Origin of the sequence: Candidatus Methylomirabilis sp., from assembly GCF_028716865.1 — a bacterium.
Classification (GTDB): domain Bacteria; phylum Methylomirabilota; class Methylomirabilia; order Methylomirabilales; family Methylomirabilaceae; genus Methylomirabilis.
This window is the reverse complement of sequence record NZ_JAQUOY010000029.1, coordinates 1-13,921: the sequence shown is the minus strand read 5'-3', so window position 1 is coordinate 13,921 and position 13,921 is coordinate 1. Positions and strand designations below refer to the sequence as shown.

Genomic DNA, 13,921 nt, shown 5'->3' with positions numbered 1-13,921 from the left:
AGTCTAGTTCGGTTTCACTAAAAGGAGTGACATATGACACGATGGCAAATCGTACTGATTGCGTTGATAGTGGCAGTGGCCCCTTCCGGGATCGCTGCCGGGACGACGTTGGAGGACCTGGAGAAACAGCTTCATGGGCTTCAGAAGCAAATCGACCAGATGAAGCAAGAGAAACAACAACAGGATCAAAAGCTTCGAGAAATGGAGACGGCACAAACAGCCCAGAAGGAGGAGTTCACGCGCGAGACGGCGACCATCAGAGAGCAGACGAGACGGGTCTCCTCGGAACTCCTCGACCGAGTCCGGATTGGCGGGTACGGGTCGGTCCGGTTCGAGGCAAATAGCCTGAAGGAGCAGCACAACACCTTTACGTTCCGGCGCTTCGTCCTGACCGCGGACGCCAAACCCGCCGATCCAATGCGGGTTTACCTGGAACTCGAATTCGAACGATTCACCCAGCTCGAGCTTGAGCGAAAAACCCGGCCTGAGGCTGGCGGTCTCAGGGTCGCGGAGGCGATTGAGGGAAATGACGGATCAGAGATCTCGTTCGAGCAGGCCTGGTTTCAGTACGATCTGTACGACTGGCTGAAGTTCCGAACAGGTCAGGTTTTAGTGCCGCTGGGTCGCTTCAACATCAATCACGACGACAATCGCTGGAACATCGCTCGCCGCTCCCTCGTCGATCGCGGCGTCCCGGTCCTGCCAGTGAAAGCCGCCTGGCCTGAACTGGGCGCGGGCTTCCTCGGTGATATCCCCATAGGAGAGTGGGGCAAGCTCTCTTACCAGGCTTACGTGGTCAACGGTGTCGCCCTCGATGCCGAGGTGGAAAAGATCGCCCAGACGCGTGATCCGGACACCAACAAACTGGAACTAGGCGCCGAATTCAAGCCATCCAGAGGAACGGCCAAACTGGATTCGAAGAATGCGAAGGCCGTGGCAACGCGCGTCGCCTGGAGCCCGTTCCCGGGCCAGGAGATCGCCGGCTCCTTCTATTTTGGGCGGTATACGCCGCAATTCCTGGAGGATGAATCGCTCTACTCCTTCGCTGTTGACGGCCTGACGACCATCGGACCGTTTGAAATCGAGGCCGAATATGTCAACACCCATTTCAGAAACGTTGGGCGGGTCGCCAGGAGCTTTGCCAAAACGGTTGTACAAAAGGAAGCGGAATTCGAAGACCTCCCCTCCAACCTCGAGACGTCGGTTGAGTTCGAATTGGCCGGGCTCGCCCGGAACAAACACGGCTTCTGGGTCGAGGGGCGGTACCGGTTCTGGCCGGAGTTCCTGACGAATACGGTCTTCGGGAAGTATTTCGACAACCCGTCGCTCATTGCCATCGTTCGCGGCGAGCAGGTCTGGCTGAACGGCGTTGTCAAGGAGGTCGACTTTGAGGGCGGAGTTCTCACCAATTTCGTGCAGGAGAACCGCCAGATCCACCGGATGACGGCAGGACTAGCCTATAGACCGACCCCACTCGTGGTCTTTCAACTGGCCTATGAGTACACGAAGACCAACAGCGGGCGAAGCCTGGCGGACGTCACCAACTTCTTGACGGCCCAGGCCGGCGAGGACCATGCCCACGCGGCACTGCTTGGCGTGTCCTTCGGCTTCTGAACAGAACAACATGAGGCTGGGACGGGCTTACACGTCCCAGCTAAGCCTTTCACAAGATCAGGAGGGACATCATGAACGATTTGGGACGATTTTTTGCCTACTACCGGTTGGGTAGATACCGGGGGCTTAAGATTCTCTTGCCGCTGCTCACCCCGATCCTCATAATGCTGATTGGGTGCACATCCGTTCAAGCTCAACAGATCCGCACCTATTACGTCGCGGCTATCGAGGTAGATTGGGATTACGCGCCGACCGGCATCAACCAGATCAGCGGGAAGGCGTTTGGTCCGACCGAAAACGTCTTTGTTCAGAACGGCAAAGAGCGGATCGGCAAGGTCTATCGCAAGGCGGTCTACCGCGAGTACACCGATGCTACCTTTACCACCCCAAAAGCTCGCGGGCCACGATGGGAGCATTTGGGTGTCCTGGGACCGATCATCCGTGGGGAGGTTGGTGATACTATCAACGTCGTCTTAAAAAATATGTCGAGCTTCCCGGTGAGCATCCACCCGCACGGCGTCCGATATGCGAAGAGCTCTGAGGGGGCTGGGTACAACGACGGCACCTCCGGATCAGACAAGGCTGACGACGCCATCCCCCCTGGCGGAACCCACACCCATATCTGGGAGGTTCCGGAACGGGCAGGCCCGGGCCCGATGGATGGAAGCTCTGTCCTCTGGATGTACCATTCCCACGTCAATCCGCCAGCGGACATGATGAGCGGCTTGGTCGGGCCGCTCATCGTCACGCGTAAGGGATACGCAAGCCCTGATGGTTCCCCCAACGACATTGATCGGGAGTTTGTCACGCTGTGGACCATCTTTGATGAAAATGCCAGCCACTATCTGAAGCAGAATGTCACCCGATTCACCGGCCGGCCGGATCGGGTGATGCTGAGATTGGAAGATCCCGAGTTCATTGAGAGCAACCTAATGCACTCGATTAACGGCTACGTCTATGGCAACCTCCCAGGGCTCACCATGAACAGTGGCGAGCGAGTGCGCTGGTACATGTTGGATATCGGAAATGAGGTGGATCTGCACACGCCGCACTGGCATGGCCAGACCGTCCTCTCCATGGGAAGCCGTATGGATATGCTGGAGCTGCTTCCGGGGAGCATGAAGACAGCCGACATGGTGCCGGATGATCCTGGCACCTGGCTGCTTCACTGCCACGTCGATGACCACATCATCGCAGGCATGCTGGCGCTCTTTACGGTCACCGAATAGCAAATACGCTAAGGAAGAATGCGATGCTTTCCAGAAGGCACTTCCTGACCTCTCTTCTCACGCCAGCCCTCCTGGCCCTGGTCCAGGACCTGGTCAACGCACAGGAGGGGGTGTTCCTTTCCGAGGAGGAAGCCCCCAGAGCGGTCTTTCCGGAGGCGACCCAGTTCGAAAAGAAGATCATCCCGTCAACAGAGGCCCTGCGGGAAAAGATGAAAGCCCTCCTCGGCCGCACGCGACCCTCCATCTGGGAAGATGCCTATGTCACCTACCTGGCGCGTCAGAACGCAGAACACCTGGGCTTTGCCGTCATTACCGAAGAGATCGGCAAGCACCGACCCATCACGTTCATTGTCGGGATTACACCAAATGGGAAGGTCAAGGATGTCGCCCTGATGACCTATCGCGAAGCTTACGGAGCAGAGGTCCGGGACCGGCGTTTCATGCGCCAGTATCATGAGAAAGACCTCGCCGCACCACTCGCCCCCTATCGAGATATTGTCAATATCGCCGGGGCCACCCTCTCAGTCCAGTCGATCGGCCGAGGAGTCAGAAAAGTTCTGGCCTTGGCCCAACTCGTCCTCCTCAATGGGTCCAATCGACCATGAATCCTCAGACTCTACAGGCCGGAACGCACCACTCCACCTCTTCAAGGCAAACGGTAAATAGTCCCTTACGAGAGATCCATTATGTTATGGGAACACTGCTGGAGATCACGCTGTATCATCAGTCACCGCAGAAGGGAAAGCGGGTGCTGGCCAGATGTTTTCAGGAGGCGCGGCGCCTGGAGGATATCTTCTCAGCCTACGATGACGATAGCGACCTGAATCGGCTGAACCGGTATGCAGACCTGGGGCCTGTCGAGATCAACCAGGAACTCCGATCGGTCATCGAGATCTCTCTACGTCTTGGTAGCGAGACAGAAGAGGTCATGGACATCACCGTTGGGCCGCTGAATAACCTTTGGAAGGCAGCCGAAGAAGAGGGAACTACCCCCTCGCCTGCTTCAGTGGCAGACGCCCTGAGCCGGACAGGGATCGCCAAGGTCCAGTTCCTCCCAGATGGAAGAGTAGAATTGGGACGAAGCGGGATGCGATTGGAGCTTGGTGGGATCGGCAAGGGGTATGCTGTGGACCTTCTCACGGCGATCCTTGTACAGGAGGGGGTCACAAGCGCTTTCATCAACTTCGGACGGAGCAGCCTTGCGGCGGTAGGATCGCCTCCGGAGCGGGAGAGTTGGCCTGTCCTGCTTGGAAGCGACGATGGCACGCCTATCGGCCTCGCGCATCTGAAAGACCAACACCTCTCTATCTCCAGCAGTTTCGGCCGCTCCTTTGAGATTGAGGGGACCCGGCTTGGCCATCTGATCGATCCACGAAATGGCTTTCCCGTCCGCAATCGGATTCTGGGCGTGGCTGTGGCCCGGACAGCCACCGAGGCTGAAGCCCTCACCAAGGCGCTTGTGATCCTCGGGCCAACACGAGGCTTCGTCGTCGTCAAGCGCTTCTCGAAGGCCGAGGGCTTATTGATCTATTCGAACGGATCGCAGGTCAGCAGTTCCGGATTCATCGAGACGGTCCAACTCGAAACCACAGCAGCCATTTTACGAGAGGGCATCAGTTGAAACAGTTCACCTATCCCGCATATAAGCTTTCTGCCGCCGGCTACGAGATCAAGCTCATCTATACCGGATTTTTGATCTTTGTGACGATCGGGATGTTCACCATCGGCCTGTATCAGTTCAAGCGGATCGGCGCCACCTATGATCTGGTTGTGGCCTACTATCGCGGCGGGGATCTGGGGCAGGAGATAGCCTACCCGAAGACCTTCACACAGCTCCTCGAGACAACTCACTTCCATGCCTTCATCATGGGGATCTCGTTTCTCACCCTCGCCCACCTCTTTATTGCCACCTCGCTGGGTCCGCGAGTCAAATGGTCCTTCCTCGGCCTGGCATTCTTCTCCTCTCTGGTCGATATCGCTGGGCCATGGCTCATTCTATACTTTTCCCCCACCTTCGCCTTCCTCCAGCTCGCCTCCTGGCTTGCAATGTGGTTGGGGTATGGCGCGTTGATACTTCTTCCGCTGTATGAGATGTGGGGAAAAGGCTGGGAGCACCGATCTCCTCGGTCCTCACGAGCCCCATGCCCATGAGATCCCGACCCCACCAGTCATTCGGGAGGATGTAAAGTTAGAGTACGGTAAGCGCTGTCCTACCGGTTGGATGGGCTACGCTATCGAGATGTCAGGAAAGAGCTATCCGTTGAGAGGAGGGGGCAGCTTCTTGAGGAGAGGGCTACGAAGAGCATATTACGAGGGTGTAATCTGCACCCCGCTTGGTAGTAAAAGCGGTTCCCGCGAGTGCCACTAACCTCCACTCTGGTGCCTCACGCGCAGCTCTCTCAGGGGGCCTCCAGATGATCGCTTCGAGCCGGCGCCGAACTCAACGAGATCCAGGCCTGCTTCCCTGACGGGGCGGCGATCCGAATCACACACCCATCGGTTTCCTGCCGTCTACCGATCGCGTTTCAGCCGTGGCGGCCCATGATCGCACCGGCCGGCGGCGACTGCAAACGCTGGTTAGGCGGCGAGGATAAGACCTTCGCCATCACGTCGGCTAGTTCTTTCGGAAGACTCGTAACGCCGAACGACGATTGAAGGTCAGCTTTCAGTCCCCTCGCTCTCGGTGATCTGTTGATCATTCAACATGCCCGTGTCTAAGGCGCCGGTGGCCAGTCCTGACTCGATGTCCATTCCGGACGTGCCCCCTCCAACCGCTGGCGCTGGCGGCGAGGGCGCAATGTCGTCGTCTCGAGGCGTAATACGCAGGTGGAGGGTACCAGAGAACCCCTTCTCCGAGTTCAATGGCACATCAGACTTCAAGCCGGGAGCACCAAACTCTCGTCCCACCGTCTGGGCCTCCCTTCTGAAATTCGAGGCCCACTTACCGTCAAGGCCCATTAGGCGCGCCCCCAGCTCGCGATTATCATCCTGCCATACATGTACCATGAAAGAGCCCCTGTAGACTGGCTCACGAAAGACGTCTGGCGCGTGCATCTTGCCCTGCAACACTCTCCCGCGGACCACGACGGCGATTTCGACCGTGAAGCACAGTGACGGAACGAGCGCCGACCTGCTCGGCTCAGAAACGATCGGTGGATTCGGTAGATACAGCGAGAAGATCGGCACCTTCATGAACGGCTTATTGGCGGTAGTCGCCCCGTTACGGGGATCGGCGTCCGCCGGTAGCTCCGACCACAGGCGCGCCGTTCGCTCGGAGATTGCCACGCCGTCGTTCTCGGTGACCGTCACTTCGACGTCGAACGTGGCACCGCCTCTGTTACCACTTGGCAGTCCCGATCTGCCTCGATCGCCTGCCGGGCCACCTAGTAGGTCGACGAACGTGGCACCGCCCCTGTTACCACTTGGTAGGTTTCTGATACTGAGCAGGCCCTTAACCGTTGCACTACCGAACAGGAATCGGACGAGGTGTCGATAGCCCTCTTCAGAGTTCACGATGCCGTGGGGCCCTGAGTGCGACCGGTGAACCATGGCGTGCGGACACTCTGGCATCCAGGCGTTCTTGACGCGGACCAAGCCGTCGCTGCCGTCGCCGATGATCAAGCGAACGCGGCTCGGATAGTCCTTGTAGTTTGTGCCGACGAGGCAGAAGAACTCTTCTGGTATCCACTTTTTATTGAGCGTGTTGACTGGCCCATTCCTGTTGCGAAGGCCCATAGTCTTCGCGATGTTGAGCGGGGAGAACCGCGTCAGGTGCGCACCCAGCGACCCGAAGAGGGGGAAATCGCGGGACTCGATACCACCATGTGGCGTGGCGTACGTGAAAACCCGCCGGACCAAGGACTTGGCGGTCTCCTCGTCGGAGCCGGCCGGATTCTGAAGGAGCTTGCGGCATATGAGGCCACCCATCGAGTGGGCCACCAGGTACACACGGAAGCGCTCGCGCTCGTCGCGAGTGTCACAAGTCAACTCGCGGACGCGCAGAATGAGGGCGGCCAGACAAGAAGCCCCGGCTTCAATTGTGGGTCTGGGCTGACCGCCGAAATCCGGGTCGGCAGGATCGTAGTAGCGGCAAATCACGACGCAGCGCGGCGACAGGGCGTCAGGCAGCTCGTGCCCGTCCCGGTACATGTCGGTATAGCCGTAGTCTTTCATGAGCCGCACGAGCGGCGATTCGAAGAACAGCTTCTGCACCTCGCGATCCGGGCCGCGCCGTATCTTCGTTGCACCATCGTTGAACCCCATGTACGGCGTCGAGGTCGTTTCGATGATGTCCTTCATCCACATCGCATAGCCTCGGACGTAGATGATCGGCAGAAACGGAAGGGTCACGCCAGGCATAGAGAGAGGCTTCCAGGATGCCGGTCAGGGCAGGCCACAAGCAGATTTCTGATCTTCCGCACGGGATCACCTCGACGCTTTGGAATGCGACTGTAGTCGATGTCACGAACGACTTGGTTTGGAACTACCGTCGGCATATTTCAATCGCTGCTACCGCCCACCTAACGTAGAGCTGACCGGCACTGCGCGGCTTTATCGCGTAGCGTCCGGTTGAGCGTAGTGTTAGGCTGGACACTTGTGTGCAAGACCCGACCCCGTGTTTCCCTATTGTGCAGGCACGCGTCGCCAAGTATTGCTAAGACCACGCGGGTCACGCCGCGTCGTTGTTCCTTTTTGCTAAAAAATAGCTAGGAAAGCATTATCGTTAGTTTCTTTGTCGTGTCAAGGGAAAAGCCGGGAAAAGTCGGTATATTTATACCATACAAGTGGAGATACTAGTGCAGATTTCAACCACAAATCTGCACCAACTGGCTCTTCTGGCAACCGGGTCATCGGGAGATGGGATCTAGCTATGGACGTTGCCGCCAACTACCGCCTCGTGCGGCTGGTGAATCTGCCCGGCGCGCTTAATGCCGGAAGGCGGCACCAAACACCTCTGTCCGCCAGGCTGCTCCAGGCGTCTTTCTAAAGCGCACGAGGCCCATGCGGACAGTATTGTCGCTAAGCCTAATCCGCCCAGCCTCGAGTGCTAAGCGCATCGCCGGCGAAAGCTTCTTTCCACTAGTCCTGTGTCGAGCAGTTTGATGAACGCTACGGCTCAGCTTGCGTATGCGACGCACGTCAGACGATTTCGGTGGACGCGTGTCGAGGGGACCGCGGCCATAGGGGACAATAGCCGCCATCGGTTGCTCCAGCAACATATCGGTCCACATGCGGGCATGATGGCCGGTATTGGAGCCATGGTGTGGGATCTTTACGAGATCGCCTTTCCGCACGCCGAGTCTGGTGGCTTCGCTCGCGACCGCGATCCAGCCGCGCCGGCAATCCGCATGTGCTTCCATATCGCCGCCGAGCAAAACGCAGGCTTCTGGCCATTCAATCGTGACGACAATCGACGTCAGATTAGGCGAGCCCGGGACAGCCATCCTATACCCCTGAGCATGTACCGGTGTGTCCTGCGCGACGAACTCCATGAATAGGGCCTGCTCGTGGTCTGAAGGGGACCAGGTGCGCACCAGCGGGGCGGTGAGCACCTGTCGGCCTGGACCGGCTCGCAACACGGTTTGCCCGCGATCCGCCAATAGGTCGAGCACCTTGCGAAACTCGGACACGTTCGCGCCTTGTGTAGTACCTGCGCCGGCGGACAGCCGCTCCACATACTTGTCGAACTCCCGCCCGGTCAACGATGATGGGCAGGAGAAGAGCGCCTTCGGACATGCGTCAACGAGGACGCCAAGCCCCTGCGTATGGTCGTCATCCCAATGAGATGCAACGATTAGTTCAACTGCCTCGTTTAGGTTGACGCCAAGAGCGCTCAGGTAGAGCAAGGGGGCGGGCCTGCGATTCGCGTCATCCAAATCCACGCAGGAGTCAACGACCATCCACCGGCCGTTGCCAAGATGAATCACGACTGCCTCACCATGACCAGGACCCATCACCGCTACTTCAACTTCATCTGCTCCGGGCGCAGTGCCGACGTTATTCCACACGAAGCTTTCGGTGCCTTTCCTCGGAACGCCGGTCCGCCTGATCGAGATCTGCCTGCCGATAAGCGGGCAACCGCCGAAATACTACCTTGGCATACCGCTTCGGGCGGTCGTCCTCATCTAACTGGCAATAGATGCAAATGCGAAAAAAAGCTCCAGGGCGGAGCAACGTACGATCGCTCCGCCCGACATCGACTAGCGCAATTTCGGCGTCGTGGCTTTCCCCTGCGACACCCTCCCCAGCGATCCCTCTGAGCACAGCCGTGAAGGACAGCTCGCCCACCTTGGTTACATATCCGTCCCACTCTGCCTCTCGAGATGGCCTCGGAACACTCGCGGTAGACGTAACAACCGTGGAGTCACGACGCGTTAGGTGGCCTTTAGCGGTGGCTGGCGACTCAGACCGCATGTAGTCATTCGCAGCGTCCGCGAAAGCCAGCTTTTTTTGGTAGTCCTCGTCGACTTGGGCGGTTCCAGATAGCGCCTGAGCGATTGACGCCCTGCTGTAGCCGGGTACTCGTTCTGCAGTGGTATTCATACCAACACCTCTGCGAAGATGCGCTCCCCCTTACCAATCGAGTCGTCGAACGCACCTGCCAACGCCGTCAACAATGCGGCGGTCTGTCTCTTGGCACCCTCCTCAACCGGAAGATCGGCGGCTGGAGGCAACTCTGGTACGTAAACGTGATGATGGTTCGTACGAAACTGCACGCCGGTGTTGTTCGGCACCTTCTCTGAGCTTGTCAGCGTTACATCGTACCACCCGCGAATGTCTCCGGCTCGAAACCACTCTCTCATCGTAAGCGCTGTTACTCCTCCGTGGAGCTCGAGTTTCTCTGACTTCATGCTTTCCCTGACCGTGCGCCCCCACTCTCCCCACGCATCTGGCGGTGCAAACCTCATCGCAAGTGCGTCCCTCGCCGCCATGCTGCCGACATCAAAGTGCGCCTCGAAGTTGATACCGAACGCTCGAAGACTGCAGCGATTGTCCGCCATGTTCATGGCTTGCGCAACTAGGTCTGCGATGCGTATGAACGGCGCTTCCGTTGCAGTCGCGTGGAGGCGGTCACGCAGTACGAGCAGATCGCCCCACGGGAACGTGAGGTGGGCTACCTGATCCGGCAGTAGGGCTATGACCTTCGATCGATTGGCCTCCGTTTCTGAAATCACTTTAGACTCGACAAGAGACTCCAGCCGGAAAAGATCGGGGTCGAATTTGCCGAGCGTGACTATTGTCACCGCCGAGAATGCTGCTGGCATTTGCCCTCCTAAGATAATCATCAACCCTGTTCACAGCCCGTCCATCGGGCTTTCACTCCCTTTCCACCTCGATTCAGCACATGGGTGGAGATCCCGGGTGTCTTCATATCGTTGTGGCCAAGCAACTCCTGGATGGTTCGGATGTCATAGCCATCTTCAAGGACAGTCTTCATCTTCGCCACGCGCTCGGGAGAAGAGGGCGGAGGTCTCCTGAAAACAGCACGGCCCTTCCGGGCTCATGATGCCCCAAAGGGCCATAGTGGTCTTCGCCTTCGGCGTGATGCCGGTTCCGGCTAGGAGCAGGTTCCCGCCACTTGCCATGTCTGCATCCTCTCCCTTGGCAAAAAAGGATAGAACCGAGTCGCCGACTTGTAGCATTCCGCTTGTATAGGTGTCAATGGAAAAAATAAGCCGTATTGAGAGCCGTACTGGCGGAATTGGCAGTGTAGATTACAACCACTAATCTACACCAAGATCGAAATGCCTAGCGGATTTTAGTCGGGATGGGGTGCGGCATTCTTTCGGCGGATTCTACAGATCAATCCGGTTTAGGCATGGAGTGTCCTTGGATATTTTCCACAAGTCAATTCGGATAGCCGAAAAAAGCGAGCTAAAGTGCCTTAGTGAGGTTGGAGAACGGCTGTTGAGCCCTTTGAATTGAGGACACAGGCCTGCTCAAGCGTACAGGCCTCGGCTTCAAGCTGGAAGGTGGTATGGGCGATGCCGAAGCGCTCTTTCAGCATGTGGCTGATCCGGTCGAGCAGTCGATTGCCCTGGCTGGCCTGGAGATCAGTCACCTGGAGGTGACAGCTCATGGCATAGACATGGGAGCTCAAGCTCCAGACATGCAGGTCGTGCACATCCTTGACGTCCGGAAAGCTGCGCACAGCCCGTAAGAGGAGATCCACTTGCACCCCGCGCGGAACGCCCTCCATTAACACATTGACTGTCTCTGCCACGATGTCCCAGCATCCGACCAGAACCAACAGCCCGATCACACAACTCAGGAGCGGATCGATTAGGCTCCAGCCGCTGAGCAGGATGATGACCCCGGCCGCTACAACGCCAAGCGATACGAACCCATCGCTCAGCAGGTGCAGAAACGCGCTTCGGATGTTGAGATCTCTGGTTCCCTGCCGAAGCGACAGAGCGACCCCGACATTCATCAGAAAGCCGATCCCTGCTACCACCATCATAACGGGCGCCTCCGGCACAACCGGAGAGCTCAGTCGATTGATGGCCACATAAAACAGCCACAGGGTGACGCCGATCAGCGCGATCCCGTTACCAAGGGCGGCCAGGATGCTGGCCCGGTGATAGCCAAAGGTCTTTCGTTCGTTGGCAGGGCGCTCCATCTGCCGAAGCGCAACCCATGAAATGGCCAGCCCGATGACGTCGCTGAAGTTATGCCACGCATCGCCGATGAGGGCGAGACTCCCAGCGGTCAGACCCGCCGCCAGCTCGGCCAGGGCAAACAGGAGGTTCAGAACGATCCCGATCTTCAAATGCCGACTCATGGAACCCCCGCTGTCCTGGGCGATTCCCGGATTCATCACGACCCCCACCTTACTGCCCTGCGAGAGGCGGCCCGCTACTCTCAGGCAGGGCAAGATTCTGGATGACCTGACCTCGCGCCCCCTTCAACGAAATCGGTTTACCATTCAACATAAGGGCTACCCCTCCGGAATTGCCGATGGTGACTACAAATCCATCATTCGCCGACCACTGCGCCGTTTCGCCCGAACGTAATAGAACCCCTTTCCGAGGCGCTCCATCCGCCGAAACCCCAAGCCAAGTCGTCTCCTTCGCCTCGGCCTTGAGCCTGTAGCGAGGAGGCGGACCCTGGGGTCTCTGCGCCGCGGGATCAGTGATTGGGCTGGTCGGATTCACCCCTTCCGACTGCTCCGTACCAACAGCGGTAGTTTGAGGGCCTGGTAGGGTCGCGGTGCCGGCCTCCGGGGTCGGCGGGGCCGCGCTCTGAGACCCTGGCATTTCCGGCTGGGGAGCCGGCGGCGGCGCTGACGGTCGCCCGGAGAGGAGCGAGAGCCCGATGAAGATCAGGGGAATCACAACGACAGCCGGCAGCAGGTACAGAGCCCAGCGACGGAGATCGATCCGCGAGCCAATTGATGGCGCCGGATGTGACAGATCGCTCACCCTGACCGCATTCACCTGGTCCTTCATCTGCGCCGCGACCTGCTTTGGATCAAGGCCAAGAAACGTGGCATATTCTGTCAGAAACCGGATGAGGTACATTGGATCTGGGACCAGGTGGAACTGCTCCTGCTCCATCAGCCGAATGAAAGAGAGGGGAACCTTGCTGGCAGCGGCGGCCGCTTCAATCGTGAGACCCTTCGCCGTCCTGGCCCCCTGCAGGAGCGGGCCAACCGTACTCGCCGAATCGCCTTCTTCACTGCCCATCTAATCCTCTTCTCGCGCCAGCCGTGTTCCCTGGCACCGATGACCGAAAAGCGCTCCCTCCTACAGGGGGCTGAACGTACAATCCACCGGCTAACAACTGTACGCTACCATAGTGACGCATGAGAGGCAAGCGGAGCGCGAGGCTATCGGTGTCCGTTGCCGCCGTTCAGTTCGGCGATCCGCGTCAGTGCCTCGCCCCATGACTGAACCCGGCACATCGTGCGAGAGAGTGGCCCTTGATTCCACGGGTGGTCGAACAGCAGGACCGGGATCGCCGTTTCTGACACAGCCAGAGCCACCGCAAGCTCATCCTCGATAAAGAGATCGAGTTGTAATGCTGATGCCGCGCTGGACTTATGATGTCCGACCGGCTCGCGCACCCTGTGCATCACAGCCTCAAAGTAAGACGATACCCCAACATGGGTCAGCCAGCGTCTGGTAATCGGCTCCTCCTGCGGCGAGCGCCCGGTGATGATGTACAGCCGATGGCCGTCTTCGGCTAACACCTCTACCGCCTCCTTAGCGCCTGGGAAGAGAGGGCGGGATGAAAAGAACCCGTCTTCGATCAGCTCCGTGAAAAAGTCGTCGGCCTCCTGCCGTGGAATATGGGGAAACCTGTCGGCGATCCGCCACGCGGCGTGAGTCACCTCGATGTCGAGGCCAAAGTGCCTGTTAAACGCCTGCAGGTAGTGTGGAAGCGAATCGGCCAGGACGTCGTCGAGATCGATGCCGATTTTCATCCCTGGCGCTCCCCGATCCACACGGTGGCAGGACAGATGGTCCTGAAGGCGCAGAAGCTGCAGACCCACTGACTGGGGGTCGCCTGAAAGAGGCCTCCCCGAATCCCGGTTGCGGCCGTCCGAACTCGTTCGATCGCCTGTTCGAGATCCTTTTCCTTTTTCACCGCCTGTCCGATGACGACACCGCCTGGAGTCAGGAAGTGCAACTCCACCCGATCCGGCAACCGGCCGATCGACTCCCGGTAGGCCAGCGCATACAGCGCAAGCTGCTGGCTCTCCCGGGCCTCTTTGTCGGCCGCTTTTTGGTCCCGGACCGACGACGACTTATAGTCGATAATCACGGTCTCACCCTCACGCTCGTCCACCCGATCCATAATGCCGGTGACGATATCGTCACTGAGCTGGAATCGGAACCTCTTTTCGACCGACGTCGGCGGCTGCTTCGTCCCGGCGCTGGCATGAAACCGGGCGAGGGCATCCCGGCCTTCCTGCATACGCCGCTCCTCATGCTCCCGGGAGATGAACCCCTCATTAACCCAGTGGGCTTCAAACGATTCGATCAGATCTTCAAGCGACATTATCTGCCCGGCAAGGCGTTGAGTATTATACGCCTGAACGGCCCGATGCAGCGCGGCGCCATAGATGATCGTAT

The 13,921-nt window shown here is 58.6% G+C and carries 13 protein-coding genes and 1 pseudogene; 5 read left to right on the top strand and 9 right to left on the bottom strand.

Translation table 11 applies throughout. The features are described 5' to 3' along the window. The first annotated feature begins 33 nt into the window (after nt 1-33). The 5 genes from PHV01_RS10935 (at nt 34) to PHV01_RS10915 (ending at nt 4,994) form a co-directional block, all read left to right on the top strand. Nucleotides 34-1,614, top strand: a complete 1,581-nt coding sequence (locus tag PHV01_RS10935; RefSeq protein WP_337291192.1) for a hypothetical protein — start codon at nt 34-36, stop codon at nt 1,612-1,614. A 71-nt stretch (nt 1,615-1,685) separates the two neighbouring features. Continuing rightward, nucleotides 1,686-2,843, top strand: a complete 1,158-nt coding sequence (locus PHV01_RS10930) for a multicopper oxidase domain-containing protein (RefSeq protein WP_337291191.1) — start codon at nt 1,686-1,688, stop codon at nt 2,841-2,843. A gap of 23 nt (nt 2,844-2,866) precedes the next feature. Continuing rightward, nucleotides 2,867-3,448 carry an FMN-binding protein gene (locus PHV01_RS10925; RefSeq protein WP_337291190.1) on the top strand — a complete coding sequence of 194 codons (582 nt, stop codon included), beginning with the start codon at nt 2,867-2,869 and terminating at the stop codon, nt 3,446-3,448. 86 nt (nt 3,449-3,534) lie between these two features. Next, nucleotides 3,535-4,464 carry an FAD:protein FMN transferase gene (locus PHV01_RS10920; protein ID WP_337291189.1) on the top strand — a complete coding sequence of 310 codons (930 nt, stop codon included), beginning with the start codon at nt 3,535-3,537 and terminating at the stop codon, nt 4,462-4,464. After that, nucleotides 4,461-4,994 carry a hypothetical protein gene (locus tag PHV01_RS10915; RefSeq protein ID WP_337291188.1) on the top strand — a complete coding sequence of 178 codons (534 nt, stop codon included), beginning with the start codon at nt 4,461-4,463 and terminating at the stop codon, nt 4,992-4,994. The genes PHV01_RS10920 and PHV01_RS10915 overlap by 4 nt, the downstream gene beginning before the upstream one ends. A 507-nt stretch (nt 4,995-5,501) precedes the next feature. On the opposite strand, the gene PHV01_RS10910 is transcribed toward PHV01_RS10915, so the two are convergent. The 9 genes and pseudogenes from PHV01_RS10910 to PHV01_RS10870 form a co-directional block, all read right to left on the bottom strand. Then, a complete protein-coding gene (locus PHV01_RS10910; protein ID WP_337291187.1) occupies nt 5,502-7,202 on the bottom strand; it encodes a hypothetical protein in 1,701 nt (566 codons plus the stop codon). A gap of 566 nt (nt 7,203-7,768) precedes the next feature. Further along, the gene (locus tag PHV01_RS10905) at nt 7,769-8,797 is read right to left on the bottom strand and encodes a hypothetical protein (RefSeq protein ID WP_337291186.1); all 1,029 of its coding nucleotides are present in this window, start codon (nt 8,795-8,797) and stop codon (nt 7,769-7,771) included. A 585-nt stretch (nt 8,798-9,382) separates the two neighbouring features. Further along, nucleotides 9,383-10,108, bottom strand: coding sequence for a hypothetical protein (locus PHV01_RS10900; protein WP_337291185.1), 726 nt, complete (start codon nt 10,106-10,108; stop codon nt 9,383-9,385). Nucleotides 10,109-10,128: 20 nt separating this feature from the next. Continuing rightward, nucleotides 10,129-10,272, bottom strand: a pseudogene (locus PHV01_RS10895) (integron integrase); the annotation flags it as partial. Continuing rightward, on the bottom strand, nt 10,265-10,429 hold the full coding sequence (locus PHV01_RS10890) for a hypothetical protein (protein WP_337291184.1): 165 nt from the start codon (nt 10,427-10,429) through the stop codon (nt 10,265-10,267). The pseudogene PHV01_RS10895 and the gene PHV01_RS10890, both read right to left, overlap by 8 nt. 299 nt (nt 10,430-10,728) lie before the next feature. Next, nucleotides 10,729-11,661: a cation diffusion facilitator family transporter gene (locus tag PHV01_RS10885; RefSeq protein ID WP_337291207.1), complete on the bottom strand. Its 933-nt coding sequence runs from the start codon at nt 11,659-11,661 to the stop codon at nt 10,729-10,731. Between the two features lie 13 nt (nt 11,662-11,674). Then, nucleotides 11,675-12,529, bottom strand: coding sequence for a RodZ domain-containing protein (locus tag PHV01_RS10880; protein ID WP_337291183.1), 855 nt, complete (start codon nt 12,527-12,529; stop codon nt 11,675-11,677). A 143-nt stretch (nt 12,530-12,672) separates the two neighbouring features. Then, nucleotides 12,673-13,269 (bottom strand): hypothetical protein, encoded by a 597-nt coding sequence (locus PHV01_RS10875; RefSeq protein ID WP_337291182.1) that lies wholly within the window; start codon nt 13,267-13,269, stop codon nt 12,673-12,675. Continuing rightward, nucleotides 13,266-13,921: PD-(D/E)XK nuclease family protein (locus tag PHV01_RS10870; protein WP_337291181.1), on the bottom strand; the 656-nt coding region annotated here is incomplete at its 5' end. The genes PHV01_RS10875 and PHV01_RS10870, both read right to left, overlap by 4 nt.

Bases quoted from the DNA above. Each gene is read 5' to 3' on its own strand.
- PHV01_RS10925 (WP_337291190.1), top strand. From the start codon at position 2,867: ATGCTTTCCAGAAGGCACTTCCTGACCTCTCTTCTCACGCCAGCCCTC.
- PHV01_RS10875 (WP_337291182.1), bottom strand. From the start codon at position 13,269: ATGAAAATCGGCATCGATCTCGACGACGTCCTGGCCGATTCGCTTCCA.
- PHV01_RS10885 (WP_337291207.1), bottom strand. From the start codon at position 11,661: ATGAATCCGGGAATCGCCCAGGACAGCGGGGGTTCCATGAGTCGGCAT.
- PHV01_RS10930 (WP_337291191.1), top strand. From the start codon at position 1,686: ATGAACGATTTGGGACGATTTTTTGCCTACTACCGGTTGGGTAGATAC.
- PHV01_RS10900 (WP_337291185.1), bottom strand. From the start codon at position 10,108: ATGCCAGCAGCATTCTCGGCGGTGACAATAGTCACGCTCGGCAAATTC.
- PHV01_RS10880 (WP_337291183.1), bottom strand. From the start codon at position 12,529: ATGGGCAGTGAAGAAGGCGATTCGGCGAGTACGGTTGGCCCGCTCCTG.
- PHV01_RS10890 (WP_337291184.1), bottom strand. From the start codon at position 10,429: ATGGCAAGTGGCGGGAACCTGCTCCTAGCCGGAACCGGCATCACGCCG.
- PHV01_RS10935 (WP_337291192.1), top strand. From the start codon at position 34: ATGACACGATGGCAAATCGTACTGATTGCGTTGATAGTGGCAGTGGCC.
- PHV01_RS10920 (WP_337291189.1), top strand. From the start codon at position 3,535: ATGGGAACACTGCTGGAGATCACGCTGTATCATCAGTCACCGCAGAAG.
- PHV01_RS10905 (WP_337291186.1), bottom strand. From the start codon at position 8,797: ATGGGTCCTGGTCATGGTGAGGCAGTCGTGATTCATCTTGGCAACGGC.
- PHV01_RS10910 (WP_337291187.1), bottom strand. From the start codon at position 7,202: ATGCCTGGCGTGACCCTTCCGTTTCTGCCGATCATCTACGTCCGAGGC.